The following is a 22,259-nucleotide window of genomic DNA, read 5'->3' as shown; positions in this document are numbered from 1 at the left end:
CGTGCACGGTTACTACATCAAGATGTCGTTGATTCGATTCAAGCAGAGAGTCGGCACTCATCTGTCAATCGCTCTCATGCTGGGTGCGGGGGTAGGGATCACCACCGTGATGCTTTCCATTGTTCTCCAGGCATCGTCGGATCCCGCTCCAGGCCGGAGCTCGGCACTGTTCCGCCCTTACCTTGACGCGCGTCCAGATGCACTGCGCAGTGGCTCTCCGGATCCTGGTCAGTCACTGACCTGGCCAGACGCGAAGGTGCTTCTGAACCAAGGCCGGACGTGGAAGCAGGCAGCAATGGCAGGGGGCGCGGTGACGCTCTCCCGGCCGGGAGAGCCCAGCGCAAGATTGCGCGCCAGGTTCGCCACGTCCGAAGTCTTCAGTGTCCTCGGCATTGCCGTTGTTCAAGGGCGCGCATGGACCGCCGAGGAGGGGCATGCTGCGAGTCGAATCGTGGTTCTGTCGCGTGCGCTCGCAGAGCGCGAGTGTGCACAGGGCTGTGTTGGTCATCAGTTGGACCTGGGCAGACGCACCTATACCGTGGTGGGTGTCGCGGAGGATTGGCATCCGGTGCCTATGTTTCAGGGAGACCTCACGCGCAGACCGTTTGTGGAGCCTGACGAGATCTACCTGCCGCTTGAAACCGCAATCGCAGACAAGCTGACCGTTGTGGACGGGACGGCGATCTGGGGTGGTGACCAGGACACGGATCCTGCAGGGGCCAATGTTTCCTGGCTTCAATTGTGGGCGTGGCTGCCCACCGCAGACGATGTCGCCGCTTACCGCGCGAGTCTGAACGCCTATGCGCATGAAAAGGGGCTTCGGATCGAGCCAGGCGCCCAGCAGGTGGCACTCTGGCCGTTGATGGATTGGCTGGACAGGCTGGGATTGGTTCCGGAGCAGGCCAGGATGCAGCTTCGGTTGTCGCTGATCCTGCTCGGCGTGTGCATCGTCAACGCGGCGGCGCTGCTGAGCTTCAGTCTGGGGCGCCGTCGGCGGGAGCTCGCGATACGACGTGCACTGGGAGCGCGACGCCGAGACGTGTTCATCCAGCTCATGTGGGAATCCATCGCGGCGGGCGTCGCAAGCAGTGCGCTCGCTGTCGTCACCTATACGCTGGGAATCCGGGTGGTTGCTGCGGGAGACGTTCTGCCCAGCGCGATAACAGCGATGCATGCCGGAGCAATGCTGATGGCGGCTGGTCTGGGAGTCGTCACGACGTTGCTCTGTTCATTGGTCTCATCGTTTGAAATCTGCAGGGTCAGCTCACTGTCGAGTGCCTTCGCGAAGGGGGCTGCCTGAAATGTTCGAATCAATGAGGGAGACTCGACGACATCTGGGAAGCGCCGCACTGCTTGCAGTGCAGGCTGCGCTTGCAAGCCTGGCATGTGCGTTCGCACTGCAATCTGTGCTGGACAGCTTCGCCAGATTGAACACCCGCAGCATCCGGGACGCAGTATCGATTGGTGTGGTCAGGGTCTCGGATGTCGAAGAAGGCGCTGATGCTGCAGTGCTGCGGGGAGACCTGTCCGCGATCCGGCTGCCCGGTGTTCAGGACACGGTTGTGAGCGACGCTGTTCCGTTCGGGGGAAGAGCCCATCGATACGGCGTGTGCACCAGCGAGTCGGCCATGGCGTACTCGATGAACGCGGGTACGACAGACGTTGCTGGATGTGATCGCATTCCCGTGGCAACTGCCAGCTCTGGCTTGCTGGCGATGCTGGGCGCGGGAATCGTCCTGGGACGGGATGCCACAGAGGACGACATGGCTGAAGGTGCTCCGGTAGTGCTGATCAGTGAAGCGCTGGCTGCCCGTCTGTTCGGAACGGAGAGTGCTGTTGGCCGCCACCTGTATTTCGGCCCCGGCAGCAGCCGGGTCATCGTGGGCGTATTTGCGTCTGTTGCTGGACCGGCACCAGGAGGCAATGAGCGGGACTCGCAGTGGGCGCTGCTTCCTGGCCTTCCCACGGGCGCCAGTCGCTATTATCTGGCGAAGTGGAAGTCGGAGGTTGATCGTTCATCGCTTGATCGCACTGTCGATGCGCTGCAGCGGCCCTATCGGATCGTGAATTCGACCGGTGTCGAGACGCTGGCGGGATATCGCGACGCCTACGTCAAAGCTGATCGCTTCGCTACGACCGTGCTCGCGGTCATGACGGCCATCGTTCTCGGTGTGCTGATGGCCGGGGTTTCCGGAGTCGTAGGCGCCTGGCTTGATCGGCGCCGGCACTCCATTGGGGTTCGACGGACACTCGGTGCTCGCGGCTCAGTGATCTTTGCCGAAATCATGTTCGAAGTTTCACTGTTCACCACGCTGGGCGCCCTGCTCGGCGCGTTGTCGTTGCAGTGGATAGGGCCGCCACAGGATGGCATCACAGGTTCACTGTGGTTATCGATATCGAGCGCTGTCGTGCTGGTGATGGCGGCCTGCTTGACTGCACTGGTACCCCGGGCCCTGCGAATCGCCAAGGAGCCGCCCTTGACCCTGCTGAAGCCCCTGTAGCCCGTTCATCCTGTCATCCAGCTTCCCTGCGACAAAGTGAAGCAGCGCGTCACCCGGTCGCATCCCACCTTAACGAAATCCTCCTAAAGTGGTCCGGTATCCCACCGGTCACAGGCAGGAGGCGTCCCTTGGACGCGTTGTTGTTGTCCCGGATCCAGTTCGGATTCGTCATCAGTTTCCACGTGCTGTTCCCCGCCTTCACCATCGGTACGGCCAGCTGGCTGGCCTTCATCGAATGGCGGTGGCTGCGCACGAAGTTGCCCGTGTGGCGCGAGCTGTATTTCTTCTGGCAGAAGATCTTCGCCGTGTCGTTCGGCATGGGCGTGGTCAGCGGCATCGTCATGGCCTTCCAGTTCGGCACCAACTGGCCACGGCTGAGCGAGGTGGCCGGCACGGTCATCGGACCGCTGCTGACCTACGAGGTGCTGACCGCGTTCTTCCTGGAAGCCAGCTTCCTCGGCGTGATGATGTTCGGCTGGGGCCGGGTCTCGCCGCGCCTGCATTTCTTCTCCACCTGCATGGTGGCGCTGGGCACGCTGTTCTCCACGTTCTGGATCCTGTCGTCCAACAGCTGGCTGCATACACCGGCCGGCTACGAGATGGTCAACGGCATCGTGCATCCGGTGGACTGGTGGCAGGTGGTGTTCAACCCCTCGTTCCCCTATCGCCTGGCCCACATGGCGCTGGGCTCGTTCATCACCACCTGTTTCGTGATCGGTGGCGTCGGCGCGTGGTACCTGCGCAAGGGCACACATGTCGAGGCCGGACGGCGCATGCTGATCGCGGCGGTGGCGTTCGCGGCGCTGACGGTGCCGGTACAGATCTTCGTCGGCGACATGCATGGCCTGAACACGCTCAAGCATCAGCCGATGAAGATCGCGGCGATGGAAGCGCACTGGCATGAAACCCAGGAAGGCGAGGGCGTGCCGCTGGTGGTGTTCGCGCTGCCGAACGAGAAGGAAGAGCGCAACGACTTCGAAGTCGCCATCCCGAAGCTGGGCAGCGTGATCCTCACCCACAGCCTGGACGGCACCTTCGATCCGCTCACCTCGGTGCCGGCCAGCGAGCGGCCGCCGGTGACGCCGGTGTTCTTCGCCTTCCGCATCATGGTTGGGCTGGGCACGCTGATGCTGCTGCTGGCCTGGGTGTCGGCTTTCCAGCTGTGGCGCAGGAAGCTGCTGGATTCGCCGTGGCTGCTGCGCGGCTGGAACTGGATGCTGCCCAGCGGTTTCATCGCACTGCTGTCGGGTTGGTTCGTCACCGAGATGGGGCGCCAGCCGTGGGTGGTGTATGGCGTGCTGCGCACCGCTGATGCGGTCGGCCCGCAGAGTGCGTGGATGACGGCGTTGTCGCTGGGTGTCTATGTGGTTGGCTATGCCTTCGTGTTCGGCTGGGGCATCTGGTACCTGGTGAAGATCCTGCGCCACGGGCCGCAGCCGTATGCCGAGGGGCCGTCGCTGGACCATGGCAGCCATACCCCGGCACGTCCGTTGTCGGCCGCCGATGAACCGCTGGAGGAGCGCTGACATGGACCTGATGACCTGGCTGCCGGTGGCGTGGTTCGCGGTGATCGGCTTCGGCGTGCTGATGTACGTGGTGCTGGACGGCTTCGTGCTCGGCATCGGCATCCTTGCCCCGTTCGCCGAGGACGAGGAACAGCTGGACCTGATGATGAACACCGCCGCGCCGATCTGGGACGGCAACGAGACCTGGCTGGTGCTCGGTGGCGCTGGCCTGCTGGCGGCCTTCCCCAAGGCGTATGCGGTGCTGCTGTCGGCGCTGTACCTGCCTGTGCTGCTGCTGGTGGTGGCGCTGGTGTTCCGCGGCGTGGCCTTCGAGTTCCGCTTCAAGGCGCATCGATCGCGCCGGTTGTGGAGCGTGGCGTTCGGCCTCGGTTCGCTGCTGGCCACGTTTGCCCAGGGCGTGATCCTTGGCACCCTGGTGCAGGGCATCCCGCTGGTGGACGGTGTCTATCAGGGCGGGCCGTTTGCCTGGTTCAGCCCGTTCGCGATGCTGACCGGTGCCGCACTGGTGGCCGGCTATGCGCTGCTGGGCAGCACCTGGCTGATCCTGAAGACCGAGGGGCGCGTGCAGGCGCTGGCGCGGCAGATGACCCGGCCACTGGTGGTGGCGGTGATCGCGGCGATGGGCCTTGTGAGCAGCTGGCTGCCGTTCCTCGATTCGCGGTTGATGGATCGCTGGTTCAGCGACGGCAACTTCTGGTGGCTGTCGCCGGTGCCGCTGCTGACCCTGGCGGTAGCCGCCGCGCTGTGGCGCAGTGCCACCCACCCGCGCCGCGACCTGCCGCCATTCCTGCTCAGCCTGGCCCTGTTCGTGCTCGGCTTCCTCGGCCTGGTGCTGGGCATGTGGCCCTATCTGCTGCCACCGTCGATGACCTTGTGGCAGGCCGCCGCGCCGGCGTCGTCACTGGGCTTCACGCTGGTCGGGCTGGTCATATTGCTGCCGGTCATCCTCGGCTATACGGCGTGGTCCTACCGGGTATTCCGTGGCAAGGTGCACGCCGACACCGGTTACCACTGATCGATTGAAGACGGGGCCTGCCGGTGCCGGGCCCCGTGTTGGGGAATGTGAAACCTGCACACCCTGCGCGGGACGTGCTAGCGTGCGCTCCTTTCCGGCGGCCAGGGGGGCAGCCGGCGACGTCCTGGACGGACGCACGGCTGCAGGAACGGGGGGCCGCCGCGCGTCGCCGTAATGGCTCGTGCCTATCGTTCTCCCGTTGAAGCACCATCGCTAAATGATCGAATTCTCCATCGTCGACTGGGCCGCCTGGGCGCCCGGCCTGAGTGAGCGTAGCCAGTGGCTGGGCTGGGCCGATGCGCCGTACCCGCCGCATGGCGCGGACACGCCGGCGCTGGCCGAAGTGCCGGCGATGCAGCGCCGCCGCATCGAGCGGCTGGGCCGGATGGCGATCCAGGCCGCGTGCTGGTGCGAGGACGGGCAGGGCGCCGACAGTGACGTGCCGCTGGTGTTCGCCAGCCGCCACGGCGACGTGGCCCGTTCGATGGACCTGCTGGGCGCGCTGGTCGGCGACCAGCCGTTGTCGCCGACCGGATTCGGCCTGTCCGTGCACAACGCGATTGCCGCGCTGTATTCCATCGCCCGCGGCCACCGCGGCAACTACCTGGCGCTGGCGGCGGGCCAGGCCACGGTGGAGACGGCCTGCCTGGAGGCCGTCGGCCTGCTGGCCGACGGTGCCCGCGAGGTGCGGGTGGTGGTCTATGAGTCGCCACTTCCGGAAATTTACGCGACGTTCGCCGACGAACCCGACCCGTTCTTTGCCTGGTGCTGGCGCCTGGCCGCCCCGACAGAGGGCCGGCCGACGCTGTCGCTGCAGTGGGAGCCGGCCGACGCCCAGGCCAGCACTGCGCCCGGCCTGCTGCCGCATGCGCTGGACCTGCACCGGTTCCTGTTGTCCGGCGCGCCGGCGCTGGAACACGTGGCCCACGGCCAGCGCTGGCGCTGGAGCCGCCGTGGCTGAGCTGCTGCGCCGCCTCGACCATGCCTGGCGGGTGTTTGGCACCGGCCTGAGCTTTGTCGCATTTGGCCTGGGCGGCCTGCTGCTGGGCGTGCTGGTGATGCCGGTGCTGTTGCTGATGCGCGACCCGGTGGTCCGCCGCCGCCGGGCCCGCCGCGTGGTCCAGGCCGCCTTCGCCAGCCATCTGCGGCTGATGCGCGGGCTGGGGGTGATGACCTACGAGATCGAGGGCGGCGAACGCCTGCAGCGCGACGGCCTGCTGGTACTGGCCAATCACCCGACCCTGATCGACGTGGTCTGCCTGATCTCGCTGCTGCCCAACGCCGACTGCGTGGTCAAGCGGGCCGTGGCCTGCAACCCGTTCATGCGCGGTCCGGTACGGGCCGCCGGCTACATCTCCAATGACGATGGCGCCGGCCTGGTCGATGACTGCGTGGCCGCGGTGCATGCCGGCGGCACCCTGGTGATCTTCCCGGAGGGCACCCGCAGCGTGCCCGGGCAGCCGCCGCGGCTGCAGCGTGGGGCCGCCAACATCGCCGTACGGGGCCGCCTGGACGTCACCCCGGTGCGGATCACCTGCAGCCCGCCAACGCTGACCAAGGGGCAGAAGTGGTATCGTGTCCCCTCACGTCGCTTTCACGTTCGGCTGCAGATCGGCGAAGATATCCCGATCGCGCCATTTCTGGCCGAAGACGACTCGCCAAGGGGGGATGCCTTGGCAGCCCGTCGCGTCACCGAGCACCTTTCTCGTTATTTCGACCTGTCTGGAGATCCGAACCGTGCAAGCACTTGAGCACGAGATCAAGGAATTGATCATTTCCTCCCTTTCGCTGGAGGACATCACGCCGGAGGACATCGATCCGACCGCCCCACTGTTCGTCGAGGGCCTCGGCCTGGATTCGATCGACGCGCTGGAGCTGGGCCTGGCGCTGCAGAAGAAGTACGGTGTGAGCCTCTCGGCCGATTCGGAAGAAACCCGTCGCCATTTCTCCAGCGTGCGCGCGCTCGGCGAGTTCGTCGCCGCCCGCCAGTCGTAACGGTGCCAGGACCTGCCATGACCAAGAATGAACTGTTCGAACGCATCGTCAGCATCCTGACCGACAGCTTCGAGATCGAAACCGCCCGGATCACCCCCGAGGCCCGCCTGTACGACGACCTGGACATCGACAGCATCGACGCGGTCGACCTGATCGTTCAGCTGAAGCCGTTGCTCGGCCGCAACCTGCAGCCGGAAGCGTTCAAGGCTGTGCGTACGGTGCAGGACATCGTCGATGTGGTGCACAGGCTGCTGCCGGACCAGGCAGCCGCCTGACCGCAGCGCCGGCGGCTCCACCATGGCACGCGCACGCACGGTCGTGGTGGCTGCGATCTCGCTGGCCTACCCGGTGCTGGTGTACCTGGCGATGGGCCGCTTCGAGCCACGCTGGTTGTCGCTGCTGCTGTTCACCCTGGCCCTGCTGCGCGCGCTGAGTACGCGCCAGCCGCTGTGGTGGGCCGCGGCCGCCGGCACCGGCCTGCTGGCGGTGCTGGCCACTGTGCTCAACCAGGCCCTGCCGCTGAAGCTGTACCCGGCGCTGGTCAACGCAGTGATGCTGGCGGTATTCGGCACCAGCCTGCGTTTCGGCCCGCCGCTGGTGGAACGCCTGGCACGGCTGCAGGAACCGGACCTGCCCCCGTTCGCGGTGGCCTATACCCGCCGTGTCACCCAGGTGTGGTGCGGCTTCTTCGTTCTCAACGGCAGCCTGGCCCTGCTGACCGCGCTGTACGCGTCGGACCGGGTCTGGATGCTCTACAACGGATTGTTGGCGTACGTGATGATGGGCGTGTTGTTCGCAGGTGAGTGGCTGGTGCGGCGGCGGGTGAAGGCGGCGCACGCGCATGGCTGAGTGGATTGCCCTGGACCGGTTGCTGCTGGAGGCGCGGCCGCATCGAAGTGTTGGCGTCTGCGATGGCGAGGTGATCGACCACGCCCGCTTCCGCCAGCGCGTACTGGCCTGGCGCGCCGCGTTTGCGGCGGCCGCAGGCCGTGACTGGGCCCTGTATTTCGATGATGCGGTGGCCTTTGCCGCTGCGTTGTTCGGTGCCTGGCATGCCGGCAAGCGGGTGTTCCTGGCTGCCGACAACCTGCCGGCCACGCTGCAGGCGCTGCAGCCGCAGGTGAGTGGTTTCGCAGGCGACGTGTCCGCCGATTATCGTCCGCTGGCGGCGCTGGACGCCGCACCGGACGAGGGTCTTCAGGCGCTGGACGAGCGCGCCTGCGAGCTGTGCGTGTTCACCTCCGGCAGCACCGGACAGCCCAGTGCGATCAACAAGCGCATGGACCAGCTGACGCGCGAGGTGGACGCACTGCAGGCTGCGTTCGGCACGCAGCTGGAAGGCGTGCAGGTGCATGGCACGGTGTCGCACCAGCACATCTATGGCCTGCTGTTCCGCGTGCTGTGGCCGCTGGCTGCCGGCCGCCTGATCCATCCACGCCGGTTCTTCCACGAAGATCTGGTTGGTGCGCTGGCCGGTACCGATACGGTGCTGGTCGCGACCCCGGCCCACCTCAAGCGCCTGCCCGAGCAGCTCGACTGGGCCAGCCTGCATGGCCGCCTGCGCGCGGTATTCTCCTCCGGTGGCCCGCTGCCGGAAGACGCCGCACGCCAGGTGCGGCAGTGGCTGGGCGTGGCCCCGACCGAGGTCTATGGCAGCAGCGAGACCGGCGGCATCGCCTGGCGCCGCTGGGACACCGACCTGCCGCCGTGGCAGCCGCTGCCCGGCGTGCAGTGGCGCATCGAGGAGGGCTGCCTGGCGGTGGCCTCCGCACATCTGGAAACCCCGGATTGGTGGCGTACCCAGGACCGCGTTGAAGCGTTGGCCGATGGCCGCTTCCGCCTGCTGGGCCGCGCCGACCGCATCGTCAAGATTGAAGAGCGCCGCGTTTCGCTGGATGCACTGGAACGTGCGTTGCGCGAAGACGCCGAAGTGGATGACGTGCGCGTGCTGGTGCTGCCCGGGCAGCGCGAGCAGCTGGCCGCGGTGGTGGTACCGGCCGACCCGACGCTGCTGGAGGGCGGTGAGGCCGCGCGCCGCGCGCTGGGCCAGCGCCTTGGCACACGCCTGGCACAGGCTCATGACGCGGTCACCCGGCCGCGCCGCTGGCGGCTGGTGCCGGCGCTGCCGATCAACGCACAGGGCAAGGTCACCCAGGCGGCACTGGCAGCGTTGTTCCAGCCGCTGATGCCGGTGCCGGTCTGGGATCACCGCGATGCGGCCAGCGCCACGCTGCGGATGACCCTGGACCCGGCGCTGCGGCCGTTCCAGGGCCACTTCCCGCAGGCGGCGATCCTGCCCGGCGTGGCGCAGCTGGACTGGGCGGTGCGGTTTGGCCGCCAGGTGTTCGCCATGCCGGCAGTGTTCCTGCGCATGGATGCGGTGAAGTTCCAGCACGTGGCCCGCCCGGGCGATGAGCTGACCCTGCAGCTGGACTGGGATGCCGCACGCAACGTGATGGCCTTCCGTTACACCTCCAGCCACGGTGTGCATGCCAGCGGCAAAGTGGTCTTCGCCGATGCGGACTGATCCGGCCGTTGCCGGTGCCGCGTTCGCGCCACTGGTGGTGATTCCCGTCTACGACCACGAGCACGCCATCGCGGCGGTGGTCGACGGCGTGCAGGCCGCCGGCCTGCCATGCCTGCTGATCGACGATGGCTCGCATGAGGCGTGCGCGGCAGCATTGCGTTCGCTGGCACAGCGCCAGGGCGTCGACCTGCTGCGCCTGGACGTCAACCAGGGCAAGGGCGGGGCGATGCTGGCCGGTTTCGCCGAAGCCGGCGCGCGAGGCTACAGCCACGTGCTGCAGATCGATGCCGACGGCCAGCACGATACCCGCGATCTGCCACGCTTCATCGAAGCGGCGCGCGCCCATCCCGAGGCGGTGATCTGTGGCATTCCGGCCTACGACGCCAGCGTTCCCAAGGCGCGCCTGTATGGCCGCTACGCGACCCACATCTGGGTCTGGATCAACACGCTGTCGCTGCATCTGCGCGACACCATGTGCGGCTTCCGCGTGTATCCGCTGCCGCCGGTGCTGCGCCTGGTCGGCGAAGAAACCATCGGCCGGCGCATGGATTTCGATACCGAAGTGATGGTGCGCCTGTACTGGCGGCACCTGCCGGTCGAGCACCTGGCCACGCGCGTGACCTATCCATCCGATGGCGTCTCGCACTTCGATGTGTGGCGCGACAACGTGCGCATCAGCCGCATGCACACCCGCTTGTTCTTCGGCATGCTCTGGCGCGCACCGCGCCTGCTGTGGCGCCGCCTGCGGGGGCAGCGCTGAGATGGCGGCCGCGCAGGGGGCCCCGCACTGGGCCGACATCGGCGAATCCACCTCGGTGGCCGGCGTGCTGTTCCTGTGCTGGGTGCACCGCTGGTTCGGGCGCTGGCCGTTCCGCCTGTGCGTGTGGCCGGTGGTGGCCTGCCATTGGCTGGGCAACCGCGTCGGCCGCCAGGCCTCGATGCAGTACCTGCAGCGGCTGCAGGCATACAGCGGCGTGCTCGGCCGTGCGCCGACCCGGCGCGACAGCCTGCGCCATTTCTTCGCCTTCGCCGATACGATGCTGGACAAGATCCTCGGCCTGGGCGGGCGCTATCCGGCCGAACGCATCCACCTGCATCGCGACCTGGTGCTGGAAAAGATCGCGCGCCGCGAAGGCGGGCTGATCCTGACCGCGCACATCGGCTGCCTGGAACTGTGCCAGGTGCTGGCCGAACAGGTGCCTGGGTTCCGCATCACTGTGCTGGTGCACACCGCGCATGCGCAGCGCTTCAATCGCCTGCTGCAGCGGTTGGACCCGCTGGCGGCGGTGGAGCTGGTGCAGGTAACTGAAATGGGCCCGGCCACGGCAGTGATGCTGGCCGAGCGCGTGGCGGCGGGTGGCTTCGTCGCCATCGTCGGCGACCGCACGCCGGTGCAGGGCGGACGCAGCGTCACCGCCGATTTCCTTGGCCACCGCGCGCCGTTCCCGATCGGCGCCTATGTGCTCGCCGCCGCGCTGGGTTGCCCGGTCTACACCATGGCCTGCCTGCACCAGGGCGAGGGCTATCGCGTGGCGTTTGAACAGTTCGCCGAACGCATCGTGCTGCCGCGTGGTTCGCGCGACGCCGCACTGGCCGAACAGGCACAGTGCTTCGCGCGCTGGCTGGAACTCCAGGTCATCCAGTCCCCGTTGGACTGGTTCAATTTCTTCCCCTTCTGGGATCAGGCTCCGCATGACGACTGACGCCGTACCCGTGTGCCGCTTTGGCGATGCACCGTTGACCATCGAAGACGTGGTTGCCCTGGCCCAGCGCCAGTGCGAGGCCGCATTGAGTGACGCGCCGGCGTTCCGTGCGCACATCCAGCGCGGTGCCGACTTCCTCGACCGCCTGCTGCGCGAGGACGGCGTGATCTACGGTGTGACCACCGGCTACGGCGACTCGTGCACGGTGAACATCCCGCCGGCGCTGGTGGCGGAACTGCCGCACCACCTGTACACCTACCACGGCTGCGGCCTGGGCCGTTACCTGGACCCGGTCGAGACCCGCGCGGTGCTGGCCGCGCGCCTGGCCTCGCTGGTGCGCGGCATGTCCGGTGTCAGCGTGCCGCTGCTGGAAGGCCTGGCCACGCTGCTGCAGCACGACGTGCTGCCGATGATTCCGGCCGAAGGCTCGGTGGGTGCCAGTGGTGACCTGACGCCGCTGTCGTACGTGGCGGCGGTGCTGTGTGGCGAGCGCGAGGTGCTGCACGACGGCCGCGTGCAGCCTGCGGCCGAGGTGCTGGCGAAGATCGGCATGACCCCGCTGAAGCTGCGGCCGAAGGAAGGCCTGGCGATCATGAACGGTACCGCCGTGATGACCGGCCTGGCCTGCCTGGCCTGGCAGCGCGCCGACTACCTGGCGCGCATGGCCACGCGCCTGACCGCGTTCAACGTGCTGTCCAGCGACGGCAATGCGCACCACTTCGACGAAACCTTGTTCGCGGCCAAGCCGCACCCGGGCCAGGGCCGCATCGCCGCGCGCCTGCGCAGCGACCTGCACAGTGAGCGTCCGCCGCGCAATGAACAGCGGCTGCAGGACCGCTACTCGCTGCGTTGCGCACCGCATGTGATCGGCGTGCTGGAGGACAGCCTGCCGTTCCTGCGCCAGCTGATCGAAACCGAACTGAACAGCGCCAACGACAACCCGCTGATCGATGCCGACGGCGAGCGCATCCTGCACGGCGGCCATTTCTATGGCGGCCACATCGCGCTGGCGATGGACACCCTGAAGAACACCGTGGCCAACGTTGCCGATCTGCTCGACCGGCAGCTGGCGCTGGTGGTCGATGCCCGTTACAACCATGGCCTGCCGGCCAACCTGTCGGCGGCCACTGGCCCGCGTGCGGCCATCAACCATGGCCTGAAGGCGCTGCAGATCAGCGTGTCGGCCTGGACTGCCGAAGCGCTGAAGCAGACCATGCCGGCCAGCGTGTTCTCGCGCTCCACCGAATGCCACAACCAGGACAAGGTCAGCATGGGCACCATTGCCGCGCGCGATTGCCTGCGCGTGATCGAGCTGACTGAACAGGTGGTGGCCGCGATGCTGATCGCTGCCCGCCAGGGCCTGGCGCTGCGCGAACGGGTTGGCATGAACGCGCAGCTGCATGGCAGTCTGGCCGACATGTACGCCGACCTGGGGCAGCGCATTGCCCTGGTTGAAGAAGACCGCGCGCTGGATCGCGAACTGCGGGAACTGCTGGTGGAGATCCGCGCGCAACGTTGGGAGCTGTATGCCGGTGAATGAAGCAATCGAACGGGCCGGCGAGATTTCGCTGACCCCGGCCTTCCATGACTGCGATCCGATGAACGTGGTCTGGCATGGCAACTACTTCAAGTACTTCGAGATCGCGCGCTGCGCACTGCTCGGCCGCTACGACTACGACTACCCGCAGATGCTCGAATCGGGCTACCTGTGGCCGGTGGTCGACGCGCGCGTGAAGTACGTGCGCCCGCTGCTGTTCAACCAGGCCTTGCGCGTGATCGCGCGCATCGTGGAATGGGAGAACCGGCTGAAGATCGAGTACGAGATTCTCGATGCGCAGAGCGGCCAGGTGCTGACCCGCGCGATGACCATCCAGGTCGCGGTGGACGCGGCCAGCAAGGAAATGCTGTACCAGTGCCCGCCGGTACTGTGGGAACGCCTGGGAGTGCCTGCGCCATGAACCGAGCGAACCGTTTCGCCCGTGCGCTGCTGTGCGCGCTGCTGCTGGTGGCCGCACCGCTGGTGCAGGCGGCCGACCCCGCCATCGATGCGATCACCCAGGCGGTGGCGCGCCCGGACGTGCTGCGTGGCCAGTTCACCCAGGAAAAGCAGGTCAGCGGCTTCAAGAACCCGCTGCGTTCGCAGGGCCAGTTCGTGGTCGCACGCCAGCACGGCGTCATCTGGACCACGCTCAAGCCGTTCCCCTCCGAAGTGGTAGTCACCGCCGACCGCATCCTCAGCCGCCAGCGTGATGGCAGCACCCGCGTCGAACTGGACGCGCGGCAGCAGCCGGCAATGCGCTCGGTCAACGCGATCATGTTCGCGCTGATGAGCGGTGACGTGCAGGCACTGTCCAGCCAGTTCAACGTGCAGGCCAGCCGCGAGGGGCAGGGTTGGCGGCTGAAGTTGACGCCGAAGTCGGAGATGCTGGCCAAGGCCTTCGAGTCGCTGACCCTGCAGGGCGACCGTTACGTGCGCCAGGTCGAGATCGTCGAGGCCAACAAGGACCGCACGCAGATCCAGTTCAGCGCATTGAGCGAGGCACCGGCCACGCTCAATGCCGACGAGGCCCGCCGCTTTGAGTGAGGCCGCGGCATCGAACGCACCGGACCGGTTGCGGCGCTGGTGGCACTGGCTGGGCATCGCCTGGCTGCTGGTGCTGGTGGTACTGGGCGCGCAGCAGTGGCACCTGTGGAGCCAGCAATCGCGGATCGACACCGACATCCTCGCCCTGCTGCCGCAGGACGCACACGACCGCCTGTTGAGCGACGTCACCCGGCGCATCGCCGACGGCAGCTCGCGGCAGGTCGTGGTGCTGCTCGGCAGCAAGGACAGCGCCGCCGCCAAGCGTGCGCAGGCGGCTTTTGCCGCGGCCATGGCCAAGGACGCCGATCACGCCCTGCTGGTACCCAGCGGCTCGATCGAAGGCTGGTTCGATGAGGCGCGCGCGTTCTACGCGCCGTACCGTGACCGCCTGCTGACCCCGGCCCAGCGCGAGCAGCTGCAGGGCAGCGAGCCGGGCGCGCTGGCAGAACAAGCGTTGGCTGCGCTGTACGGCCCGATGGGCGCGCCGCGCCTGACCGACTGGCGGCAGGACCCGTTGTCGCTGTGGCCGCAATGGTGGCAGCAGCAGGCGCAGGGTTCGGGACTGCGGCTGGGCGATGACGGCCTGCTCGAAGCCGAGGACAAGCATTGGGCCGCGCTGCAGTTCGACACGCCGGGTTCGGCGTTCCAGCTCGACGGCGAACGCCATCTCGATGGCCTGCTGGAACGTGCCGGGCAGGCAGCAAAAGCGGCCGCTCCGGATCTGGAGATCCTGCATGCCGGCGTGCCACTGCACGCCGAAGCGGCCGCGGTGCAGGCCAACCAGGAGATCAACACCATCGGTTGGGGGTCGCTGGCGGCGGTGCTGCTGCTGGTGTGGCTGGCATTCCGCTCGCTGCGGCCGATCCTGCTGGTCGCCGCCTCACTGCTGATCGGCTGTGGCGTGGCGCTGGCAGTGACCGTGCTGGTGTTCGGCAAGGTGCACGTGCTGACCCTGGTGTTCGGTGCATCGCTGGTGGGCGTGGCCGAGGATTACGGCATCCACTGGTTCGCTTCGCGCCAGGCCGAGCCGGCCGATCGTCGCTGGAAGCTGCTGCGGCACCTGTTGCCGGGCCTGTGGCTGGCGTTGCTGACCAGCGCACTGGCCTACCTGGCCCTGGGCCTGGCCCCGTTCCCGGGCCTGCGCCAGATGGCGCTGTTCTCGGTGGTCGGCCTGGCTGCCGCCTTCCTCACGGTGATCTTCTGGTTCCCGTGGCTGGATGGTGGCGAGATCCGCCAGACCCGCTTCTCGCAGTGGCTGGGCAACACGCTGGAGCGTTTCCCGCGCCTGCATGGCCGCCGCGCGGTGACGATGTTCGTGGTGATCACGCTGGCACTGTCTGCCATCGGCATCGCGCGCCTGCAGAGCAACGACGACCTACGCAGCCTGCAGTCGTCGCCGCCGGCATTGATGGCGCAGCAGATCCGCCTGAGCCAGCTGCTGGGCATGCCCAGCCCGGCGCAGTTCTACCTGGTGCAGGGTGCCGATGCCGCGCAGCTGCTGCAGCGCGAAGAAGCGCTGACCGAACGCCTGCGTGTATTGGCCAACGACAAGCGCATTGGTGGCTATCGCGCGATCAGCGATTGGCTGCCGTCGCCGTCGCGGCAGCAGGCCGATGCCGCGCTGACCGCGAGGGTGGAACCCGGCGTGCTGTCGGCCGTGTCCGAGGCCGTCGGCGAGCCGCTGCAGCGACCGCAGTTCGCGGCCGCACCACTCAGCGCCGAAGCCTTCCTGGCCTCGCCGGCCTCGCAGCCGTTCCGTCACCTGTGGGTGGGTGAGGTCGGTGGACAGATGATCAGCGTGGTGATGGTCGATGACCTGTCGCGCGCCGATGCGCTGACCACCCTGCAGGGCGCGGCCGAAGGCCTGCCGGGTGTGCGCTGGGTGGACCGCACCGCCGACTTCTCCACGCTGCTGGGTCACTACCGCAAGCTGATGGGTGGGCTGCTGCTGGTCGGCATCGCGCTGGTGTTCGGCGCGCTGTGGCTGCGCTACCGCCGCCAGGCCTGGCGCGTGTTCGCGCCGACCCTGATTGCCGGTGCCTTGACCCTGGGCCTGCTGGGCCTGTTCGGCCAGCCGCTGCAGCTGTTCAACGTGCTGGCACTGATGCTGCTGCTGGGCATGGGCATCGACTACGGCATCTTCCTGATCGAGCACCGTGGCGATGCCAGCGCCTGGCTGGCAGTGTGCGTGGGCGCGGCCAGCACCTGGCTGTCGTTCGGCCTGCTGGGCCTGTCGCAGACCCCGGCGCTGCGCGCGTTCGGCCTGACCCTGCTGTTCGGCATCGGCCTGGTCTGGTTGATCTCGCCGCTGTTCCGGCCGCCGCCGCACGATCTGCCCCCGGCCTGAGCCTGTCTTCCGACTTCCTTCTTTCCACCTGATCGAGCAACAAGGACGCACCGATGAATACTGCTGTGGATGCTGTCGAACGTACTGAAATCCTGATCATCGGTGCCGGTCCGGCCGGCTCGGTGGCCGCGGCGATGCTGCGCCAGCAGGGCCGCCAGGTGCTGATGCTGGAGCGCCAGCAGTTCCCGCGCTTCTCGATCGGTGAAAGCCTGCTGCCGCAGAGCATGGAGTACATCGAAGCGGCAGGCCTGCTGCAGGACGTGGTCGAAGCGGGCTTCCAGCACAAGAACGGCGCCGCCTTCGTGCATGGCGAGGCGCGCACCGCGTTCGACTTCAGGAAGAAGTTCTCGCCAGGTTGGGGCACCACCTACCAGGTGCAGCGCGCCGACTTCGACAACGTGCTGGCGCGCGGTGCCGAACGCATGGGCACCACGCTGCGCTTCGGCGATGAAGTGCTTGCGGTCGAGCAGGGCGAGCAGCCGGCGGTGACCGTGCGCCGTCCGGACGGCAGCGAGTACCGCATCGAAGCCGATTTCATCCTCGATGCATCCGGTTTCGCACGCCTGCTGCCGCGCCTGCTGCAGCTGGAATCGCCGTCCAACTTCCCGGTGCGCGGCGCGATCTTCTGCCACGTGCGCGACAACATTCCGGCCGAAGCGGACTTCGATCGCAACAAGATCCTGATCACCACCCATCCCGAGCACATCGACGTCTGGTACTGGACGATCCCGTTCTCCAACGGCTGCTGCTCGCTGGGCGTGGTCGCCGAGCCGTCGTTCTTCGAACGCTACGAAGGCGACGACCTGCAGAAGCTGCAGGCCATCGTCGGCGAGGACCCCAACCTGACCCGGCTGCTGGCCAACGCCGAATGGGCGGTGCTGCCGGTGCGTCGCATCACCGGTTACTCGGCCAATGTCAGCTCTTTGTGGGGCCCGGGCTACGCCCTGCTGGGCAATGCCGGCGAGTTCCTTGACCCGGTGTTCTCCTCCGGCGTCACCATCGCCTTCAAGTCCGCGCAGCTGGCCAGCGAATGCCTGGCGCGCCGCTATGCCGGCGAAACCGTCGACTGGGAAGCTGAATTCTCGATCCCGCTGCGTGCCGGCGTGAAGACCTTCCGCCGCTTCGTTGAAAGCTGGTACGAGGGCGGCTTCCAGAAGATCATCTACCACCCGCAGCAGCAGCCCGAAGTACGCGACATGATCAGTTCCATCCTGGCCGGCTACGCCTGGGACACCAACAACCCGTATGTGGCCGACGAAAGCGGCCGCCGCATGCGCGTGCTGGAGCAGCTGTGCAGCGCCTGATCGCCCGTACCGCGGCCGTGCTGCTGTGCCTGCTGCTGGCCGCCTGTGCCGGCCGCATGCCCAAGCCATTGGTGGAACTGCCGCCGCTGCGCCTGTCGCCGGCCAGCCTGCCGGCGCCGCTGGCATTGCAGCAGCAGCTGCATTTCCGTTTCGGTACGCATGAGCGCGACCTGGATGCTCTGCTGGAAGCCGATGCGCAGCAGGTGCAGCTGGCGGTGCAGGCGATGGGCCAGACCGGCGTGCGCCTGCAGTGGGACGGCCAGCACCTGACCCAGCAGCGCGCACCGTGGCTGCCGCCGCAGGTACGTGCCGAGCGTGTGCTGGATGACCTGCAGTTCGCGCTGTGGCCGACCGCGGCCATTGCCGCCGCGCTGCCGGCCGGCTGGCAGGTCAGCGATGACGGCCGACAGCGCAGCCTGTCGCGCGACGGCACGGTGTGGCTGCAGCTGCAGCGCCTGGACGATGGCAGCGTGCAGCTGGACAACCGCGCCGAAGGCTATGCGCTGCGCATCGAATCGATCGACATGGCCGGGCAGGACCGATGAGTGCACCGATCTACCTGAACGACCTGGGCGTAGTCTGCGCGCTCGGCGATGGCCGCGCCGCGGTCGCGTCGGCGATGTTCGCGGATGTGCCGGGCGGGCTCAGCGACAACGACAGCCTGCTGCCGGGGCGCACCCTGGCGCTGGGAGAGGTGCGCACGCCGCTGCCGGCGCTGGAGGACCTGCCGGTGGCCCTGCGCGGGCGCAACAACGCCCTGCTGGACGTGGCACTGGCGCAGATCGCACCAGCGGTGGCCGCCGCGATCGCCCGCCATGGTGCCGAGCGTGTGGCGGTGGTGCTGGGCACCAGCACCTCGGGCATTGGTGAATCCGAGCAGGCCCTGCGCACCCACGCCGAACAGGGCCAGTGGCCGCAGGGCTTCGATTACGCCCAGCAGGAAATGGGCACCGCCGCGCAGTTCGTGCGCCAGCGCAGTGGTGCACAGGGGCCGGCATGGACCCTGTCCACCGCCTGCTCGTCCAGCGCCAAGGCGCTGATGTCGGCCGCCCGGATGCTGCGCGCCGGCATCGTCGATGCGGTGATTGCCGGCGGTGCCGATTCGCTGTGCCGCTTCACCGTGGCCGGCTTCAGCGCGTTGGAATCGGTGTCGGCACTGCGCTGCAATCCGTTCTCGCAGCACCGCTCCGGCATCAACATCGGCGAGGGCGCCGCGCTGTTCCTGCTTACCCGCGAGCCGGGTCCGGTGTGCCTGGCCGGGTGGGGCGAATCGGCCGATGCCCATCACATGTCCGCCCCCGATCCGCAGGGGATGGGGGCCATCGACGCCCTGCAGCAGGCGCTGCTGCGCGCCGGCTGGGGCGCCGACGAAGTGGATTACGTGAACCTGCATGGCACCGCCACCGGGCACAACGATGCGATGGAAAGCCTGGCGGTCTCGCAGGTGCTGGGCAATGGCGTGCCGGCCAGTTCGACCAAGCCGCTGACCGGCCATACGCTGGGTGCCTCGGGCGCGATCGAGGCGGCGCTGTGCTGGATCCTGCTGGCCGAGAACCCACAGCAGCAGCTGCCGCCGCACTGGTGGGACGGCGTGCCCGACCCCGCACTGCCGGTGCTGCCGCTGGTCGCGCCGGGCTCCTGCCTGGCGCAGGCGCCGCGGCGGGTGCTGAGCAATTCGTTCGCCTTCGGCGGCAGCAATGCCGTGCTGGCACTGGAGCGTCGATGAACACGCTGTACGCGATCGAGGACGTGGTGCCGCACCGCCAGGACATGTGCCTGCTGGAGCGCATCACGCAGTGGGACCAGGACGCCATCGAGGCTGAACTGGTGGTGCCCGAGGCCGGCCTGTTCGTGGAGAACGGCGAAGTGCCGGCGTGGGTCGGCATCGAATACATGGCGCAGGCCATCGCGGCCTGGGCCGGCTGCCGCGCGCGTGCGGCCGGCAAGCCGCCGCAGCTGGGCTTCCTGCTCGGCAGCCGCCGCTACAGCAGCGCGCGCAGCAGCTTCCCCAGCGGTTCGCGGCTGCGCGTACAGGCGCGCTGCGAGCTGTTGGGTGACAATGGATTGGGGATGTTCGCCTGCCGCATCCTGGCGGGCGAGGACGAATGGGCGACAGCCAACGTGTCGGTGTTCGAACCGGCCGACGCGATGGCCTATCTGGAGAGTGGACAGGCATGACAGGGAATCGAAGCGTGCTGGTGACCGGCGCCAGCCGGGGCATCGGCCGGGCCATCGCGCTGCGCATCGCGCGCGATGGCTTCGACGTGGTGGTGCATTGCCGCAGCCGCCTGGAAGAGGCACAGGCCGTGGTGGCCGAGATCCAGGCCATGGGCCAGCAGGCCCGCGTGCTGGCGTTCGACGTAGCCGACCGCGAGGCCGCACGCGCCGCGCTGGAGGCTGATGTCGAAGCGCACGGCGCGTACTACGGCGTGGTCTGCAATGCCGGCATCGCCCGTGATGGCGCCTTCCCGGCGCTGTCGGCGGAGGATTGGGACCAGGTCATCCACACCAACCTGGATGGCTTCTACAACGTGCTGCATCCGCTGATCATGCCGATGGTGCGGCGGCGCAAGCCGGGCCGCATCGTCACCCTGTCGTCGGTGTCCGGGCTGGCCGGCAACCGCGGCCAGGTCAATTACAGTGCCGCCAAGGCCGGCATCATCGGTGCCACCAAGGCGCTGGCGCTGGAACTGGCCAGCCGCCAGATCACCGTCAACTGCGTGGCCCCGGGCCTGATCGAGACCGAAATGCTCAACGATGAAGTGATCGAACACGCGCTCAAGCTGATTCCCGCCGGCCGCGTCGGTCGTCCCGACGAAGTGGCGGCCACGGTGGCGTTCCTGCTGTCCGAGCCGGCCGGCTACATCACCCGCCAGGTGATCTCGGTGAACGGAGGCATGCTCTGATGGCCGCCGATCGTCGCGTGGTGGTCACCGGTGCGGCCGCCATCAGTCCGCTCGGCCACGACTGGCCGACCATCGAAGCGCACCTGCGCAGCTGCCGCAATGCCGTGCGCACGATGCCCGAATGGGATGTCTATGCCGGCCTGAACACCAAGCTGGCCGCGCCGGCGCAGGACTTCGAGCTCCCGCCGAACTACAACCGCAAGACCACCCGCTCGATGGGCAAGGTCGCGATCATGTCGGTGCGCGCCACCGAGGTGGCACTGCGCGAGGCTGGCCTGCACGAGCACCCGGTGCTGCGCAGTGGCCGTACCGGCGTGGCCTACGGTTCGTCCTCGGGCAGCCACGAGGCCACCGGTGAATTCGGCCGCATGCTCAACGAGTTCACCACCGACGGCATCAGTGCCACCACCTACCTGAAGATGATGAGCCACACCGCGCCGGTCAACATCGGTGTGTTCTTTGGTTTGTCCGGGCGCGTCTACACCACCTCCAGTGCCTGCACCTCGGGCAGCCAGGGCGTGGGCGCGGCCTACGAAGCGATCCGCAGCGGCAAGCAGACGGTGATGGTGGCTGGCGGTGCCGAGCAGCTCGATGCCACTGCCGCGGCAGTGTTCGACACCCTGTTCGCCACCAGCGTGCGCAATGATGCGCCGCAGACCACGCCGCGCCCGTTCGATGCCGGCCGCGATGGCCTGGTGCTGGGCGAGGGTGCTTGTACGCTGATCCTGGAAGACCTGGAGCACGCGCAGGCACGTGGTGCCACCATCCTTGCCGAAGTGGTCGGCTACGGCACCAACAGCGATGGCCAGCACGTCACCCAGCCCAGCGCCGACACCATGGCCCAGGCCATGCGCCTGGCGCTGGAGGATGCCGGGCTGGACGCGGCGCAGATCGACTACGTCAACGCCCACGGCACCGCCACCGACCACGGTGACATCGCCGAGACCCAGGCCACCGCGCAGGTGTTCGGCAGCCGCATGCCGATCAGCTCGCTGAAGAGCTACGTCGGCCACATGCTGGGCGCCTGTGGTGCGTTCGAGGCCTGGATGAGCATCGAGATGATGCGCGCCGGTTGGTTCGCGCCCACCCTGAACCTGGCCGAGGTCGATCCACGCTGCGGCCAGCTCGACTTCATCACCGGGCAGGGCCGTGAACTGCAGGCCGAGTACGTGATGAGCAACAACTTCGCCTTCGGTGGCATCAACACCTCGCTGGTGTTCCGCCGCTGGCGCGAGTGATCCACCGCCCCACCGCCGCTGTTCCCGCAACCTACCCGCACCCTCGACAAGGAGATGTTCCGATGCGCCGCACCCTGATGATCGCCACGGCCACCGCACTGCTGGCCCTGGCCTCCACCGCTTCTGCCCGCGATACCCGCGTGGAGCAGTCCCTGCAGGAACTGGTCAATTCGCAGGCTGCCAAGGACGCCGGCATCGACGGCAGCGTCCGCTTCTACCTGGCCGGCCAGCCGGTCAGCGTGCAGCAGCGCCTGGGCGAAGACGTGACCAACAAGAAGACCAACGCCGCCAACAAGAGCGATGCCGAGGCCTGCCGCTGGGTCGCGCTGTCGGCGCTGCGCGCGCTGCAGGACGGTGCCAAGTCGCGCGGCGCCAACGCCGTGGTCGACATCGTCAGCTACTACAAGAAGAACGAGTTCAAGAGCAGCACCAACTACGAATGCTATGCCGGTGCGATCCTCGCCGGTGTCGCGCTGAAGGGCACCTACGCCAAGGTCAAGTAAGCGCCCGTGTGGCGGCGGCGTTGGCTGAACGCCGTCGCCACATTGCTGAATCCCGCCGGGGAAACGCCGCCGATCACGCCGCCATCGTCGGCTGACGGCTTTCCCCGGTG

Annotated in this window: 23 protein-coding genes; all 23 read left to right on the top strand. The window is 67.7% G+C overall.

Features of this window, described 5'->3' with window-relative positions; translation table 11 throughout:
• Nucleotide 1: 1 nt before the first annotated feature.
• The 23 genes from ACZK13_RS20420 to ACZK13_RS20310 all read left to right on the top strand — a co-directional run bounded on the left by ACZK13_RS20420 (nt 2) and on the right by ACZK13_RS20310 (nt 22,149).
• A complete protein-coding gene (locus ACZK13_RS20420) occupies nt 2-1,300 on the top strand; it encodes an ABC transporter permease (RefSeq protein WP_253143668.1) in 1,299 nt (432 codons plus the stop codon).
• Between the two features lie 13 nt (nt 1,301-1,313).
• Entirely contained in the window at nt 1,314-2,501 is a 1,188-nt protein-coding gene (locus tag ACZK13_RS20415) for an ABC transporter permease (protein WP_478482118.1), read from the top strand.
• A gap of 128 nt (nt 2,502-2,629) precedes the next feature.
• Complete coding sequence (locus tag ACZK13_RS20410) at nt 2,630-4,027, top strand: cytochrome ubiquinol oxidase subunit I (protein ID WP_049462287.1); 1,398 nt, start codon at nt 2,630-2,632, stop codon at nt 4,025-4,027.
• Nucleotide 4,028: 1 nt separating this feature from the next.
• Complete coding sequence (gene cydB / locus ACZK13_RS20405; protein ID WP_010482330.1) at nt 4,029-5,042, top strand: cytochrome d ubiquinol oxidase subunit II; 1,014 nt, start codon at nt 4,029-4,031, stop codon at nt 5,040-5,042.
• A 217-nt stretch (nt 5,043-5,259) separates the two neighbouring features.
• Complete coding sequence (locus ACZK13_RS20400) at nt 5,260-6,003, top strand: beta-ketoacyl synthase chain length factor (RefSeq protein ID WP_253143670.1); 744 nt, start codon at nt 5,260-5,262, stop codon at nt 6,001-6,003.
• Nucleotides 5,996-6,793 (top strand): lysophospholipid acyltransferase family protein, encoded by a 798-nt coding sequence (locus ACZK13_RS20395; protein ID WP_006402207.1) that lies wholly within the window; start codon nt 5,996-5,998, stop codon nt 6,791-6,793. The genes ACZK13_RS20400 and ACZK13_RS20395 overlap by 8 nt, the downstream gene beginning before the upstream one ends.
• A complete protein-coding gene (locus ACZK13_RS20390; protein WP_005411610.1) occupies nt 6,780-7,037 on the top strand; it encodes a phosphopantetheine-binding protein in 258 nt (85 codons plus the stop codon). Before ACZK13_RS20395 ends, ACZK13_RS20390 begins: the two co-directional genes overlap by 14 nt.
• Nucleotides 7,038-7,054: 17 nt before the next feature.
• A complete protein-coding gene (locus ACZK13_RS20385; RefSeq protein WP_006402206.1) occupies nt 7,055-7,312 on the top strand; it encodes an acyl carrier protein in 258 nt (85 codons plus the stop codon).
• Between the two features lie 22 nt (nt 7,313-7,334).
• On the top strand, nt 7,335-7,886 hold the full coding sequence (locus ACZK13_RS20380; RefSeq protein WP_012512473.1) for a COG4648 family protein: 552 nt from the start codon (nt 7,335-7,337) through the stop codon (nt 7,884-7,886).
• The gene (locus ACZK13_RS20375) at nt 7,879-9,564 is read left to right on the top strand and encodes an ApeI family dehydratase (RefSeq protein WP_049398630.1); all 1,686 of its coding nucleotides are present in this window, start codon (nt 7,879-7,881) and stop codon (nt 9,562-9,564) included. The genes ACZK13_RS20380 and ACZK13_RS20375 overlap by 8 nt, the downstream gene beginning before the upstream one ends.
• Entirely contained in the window at nt 9,554-10,324 is a 771-nt protein-coding gene (locus ACZK13_RS20370; protein WP_107433480.1) for a glycosyltransferase family 2 protein, read from the top strand. The genes ACZK13_RS20375 and ACZK13_RS20370 overlap by 11 nt, the downstream gene beginning before the upstream one ends.
• A gap of 1 nt (nt 10,325) precedes the next feature.
• Nucleotides 10,326-11,267 (top strand): LpxL/LpxP family acyltransferase, encoded by a 942-nt coding sequence (locus ACZK13_RS20365; RefSeq protein WP_253143671.1) that lies wholly within the window; start codon nt 10,326-10,328, stop codon nt 11,265-11,267.
• Nucleotides 11,257-12,807, top strand: a complete 1,551-nt coding sequence (locus ACZK13_RS20360; RefSeq protein WP_253143672.1) for an HAL/PAL/TAL family ammonia-lyase — start codon at nt 11,257-11,259, stop codon at nt 12,805-12,807. The genes ACZK13_RS20365 and ACZK13_RS20360 overlap by 11 nt, the downstream gene beginning before the upstream one ends.
• Nucleotides 12,794-13,225, top strand: a complete 432-nt coding sequence (locus tag ACZK13_RS20355; protein ID WP_071228589.1) for an acyl-CoA thioesterase — start codon at nt 12,794-12,796, stop codon at nt 13,223-13,225. Before ACZK13_RS20360 ends, ACZK13_RS20355 begins: the two co-directional genes overlap by 14 nt.
• The gene (locus ACZK13_RS20350; protein ID WP_253143673.1) at nt 13,222-13,851 is read left to right on the top strand and encodes an outer membrane lipoprotein carrier protein LolA; all 630 of its coding nucleotides are present in this window, start codon (nt 13,222-13,224) and stop codon (nt 13,849-13,851) included. The genes ACZK13_RS20355 and ACZK13_RS20350 overlap by 4 nt, the downstream gene beginning before the upstream one ends.
• A complete protein-coding gene (locus ACZK13_RS20345) occupies nt 13,823-16,198 on the top strand; it encodes an MMPL family transporter (protein WP_253143674.1) in 2,376 nt (791 codons plus the stop codon). Before ACZK13_RS20350 ends, ACZK13_RS20345 begins: the two co-directional genes overlap by 29 nt.
• 53 nt (nt 16,199-16,251) lie before the next feature.
• Entirely contained in the window at nt 16,252-17,502 is a 1,251-nt protein-coding gene (locus tag ACZK13_RS20340) for an NAD(P)/FAD-dependent oxidoreductase (RefSeq protein ID WP_049398624.1), read from the top strand.
• On the top strand, nt 17,490-18,047 hold the full coding sequence (locus tag ACZK13_RS20335) for a DUF3261 domain-containing protein (RefSeq protein ID WP_253143675.1): 558 nt from the start codon (nt 17,490-17,492) through the stop codon (nt 18,045-18,047). The genes ACZK13_RS20340 and ACZK13_RS20335 overlap by 13 nt, the downstream gene beginning before the upstream one ends.
• Complete coding sequence (locus tag ACZK13_RS20330) at nt 18,044-19,228, top strand: beta-ketoacyl-[acyl-carrier-protein] synthase family protein (protein WP_049424190.1); 1,185 nt, start codon at nt 18,044-18,046, stop codon at nt 19,226-19,228. The genes ACZK13_RS20335 and ACZK13_RS20330 overlap by 4 nt, the downstream gene beginning before the upstream one ends.
• Complete coding sequence (locus ACZK13_RS20325) at nt 19,225-19,680, top strand: hotdog family protein (RefSeq protein WP_253143676.1); 456 nt, start codon at nt 19,225-19,227, stop codon at nt 19,678-19,680. The genes ACZK13_RS20330 and ACZK13_RS20325 overlap by 4 nt, the downstream gene beginning before the upstream one ends.
• On the top strand, nt 19,677-20,408 hold the full coding sequence (locus ACZK13_RS20320) for a 3-ketoacyl-ACP reductase FabG2 (RefSeq protein WP_012512461.1): 732 nt from the start codon (nt 19,677-19,679) through the stop codon (nt 20,406-20,408). The genes ACZK13_RS20325 and ACZK13_RS20320 overlap by 4 nt, the downstream gene beginning before the upstream one ends.
• Nucleotides 20,408-21,646, top strand: a complete 1,239-nt coding sequence (locus ACZK13_RS20315) for a beta-ketoacyl-ACP synthase (RefSeq protein ID WP_032129167.1) — start codon at nt 20,408-20,410, stop codon at nt 21,644-21,646. The genes ACZK13_RS20320 and ACZK13_RS20315 overlap by 1 nt, the downstream gene beginning before the upstream one ends.
• A 62-nt stretch (nt 21,647-21,708) precedes the next feature.
• Nucleotides 21,709-22,149 (top strand): excinuclease ATPase subunit, encoded by a 441-nt coding sequence (locus tag ACZK13_RS20310; protein WP_253143677.1) that lies wholly within the window; start codon nt 21,709-21,711, stop codon nt 22,147-22,149.
• Nucleotides 22,150-22,259 lie beyond the last annotated feature (110 nt).

This window comes from Stenotrophomonas sp. 99219_Sma, assembly GCF_056480785.1.
This window is presented reverse-complemented; position numbering and strand designations above follow the sequence as displayed.

What these genes read in the sequence shown, in the direction of transcription:
- ACZK13_RS20415 (WP_478482118.1), top strand. Translation starts at nt 1,314, where the DNA reads ATGAGGGAGACTCGACGACATCTGGGAAGCGCCGCACTGCTTGCAGTG.
- cydB (WP_010482330.1), top strand. Translation starts at nt 4,029, where the DNA reads ATGGACCTGATGACCTGGCTGCCGGTGGCGTGGTTCGCGGTGATCGGC.
- ACZK13_RS20400 (WP_253143670.1), top strand. Translation starts at nt 5,260, where the DNA reads ATGATCGAATTCTCCATCGTCGACTGGGCCGCCTGGGCGCCCGGCCTG.
- ACZK13_RS20385 (WP_006402206.1), top strand. Translation starts at nt 7,055, where the DNA reads ATGACCAAGAATGAACTGTTCGAACGCATCGTCAGCATCCTGACCGAC.
- ACZK13_RS20380 (WP_012512473.1), top strand. Translation starts at nt 7,335, where the DNA reads ATGGCACGCGCACGCACGGTCGTGGTGGCTGCGATCTCGCTGGCCTAC.
- ACZK13_RS20375 (WP_049398630.1), top strand. Translation starts at nt 7,879, where the DNA reads ATGGCTGAGTGGATTGCCCTGGACCGGTTGCTGCTGGAGGCGCGGCCG.
- ACZK13_RS20370 (WP_107433480.1), top strand. Translation starts at nt 9,554, where the DNA reads ATGCGGACTGATCCGGCCGTTGCCGGTGCCGCGTTCGCGCCACTGGTG.
- ACZK13_RS20365 (WP_253143671.1), top strand. Translation starts at nt 10,326, where the DNA reads ATGGCGGCCGCGCAGGGGGCCCCGCACTGGGCCGACATCGGCGAATCC.
- ACZK13_RS20360 (WP_253143672.1), top strand. Translation starts at nt 11,257, where the DNA reads ATGACGACTGACGCCGTACCCGTGTGCCGCTTTGGCGATGCACCGTTG.
- ACZK13_RS20355 (WP_071228589.1), top strand. Translation starts at nt 12,794, where the DNA reads ATGCCGGTGAATGAAGCAATCGAACGGGCCGGCGAGATTTCGCTGACC.
- ACZK13_RS20350 (WP_253143673.1), top strand. Translation starts at nt 13,222, where the DNA reads ATGAACCGAGCGAACCGTTTCGCCCGTGCGCTGCTGTGCGCGCTGCTG.
- ACZK13_RS20345 (WP_253143674.1), top strand. Translation starts at nt 13,823, where the DNA reads ATGCCGACGAGGCCCGCCGCTTTGAGTGAGGCCGCGGCATCGAACGCA.
- ACZK13_RS20340 (WP_049398624.1), top strand. Translation starts at nt 16,252, where the DNA reads ATGAATACTGCTGTGGATGCTGTCGAACGTACTGAAATCCTGATCATC.
- ACZK13_RS20330 (WP_049424190.1), top strand. Translation starts at nt 18,044, where the DNA reads ATGAGTGCACCGATCTACCTGAACGACCTGGGCGTAGTCTGCGCGCTC.
- ACZK13_RS20325 (WP_253143676.1), top strand. Translation starts at nt 19,225, where the DNA reads ATGAACACGCTGTACGCGATCGAGGACGTGGTGCCGCACCGCCAGGAC.
- ACZK13_RS20320 (WP_012512461.1), top strand. Translation starts at nt 19,677, where the DNA reads ATGACAGGGAATCGAAGCGTGCTGGTGACCGGCGCCAGCCGGGGCATC.
- ACZK13_RS20315 (WP_032129167.1), top strand. Translation starts at nt 20,408, where the DNA reads ATGGCCGCCGATCGTCGCGTGGTGGTCACCGGTGCGGCCGCCATCAGT.
- ACZK13_RS20310 (WP_253143677.1), top strand. Translation starts at nt 21,709, where the DNA reads ATGCGCCGCACCCTGATGATCGCCACGGCCACCGCACTGCTGGCCCTG.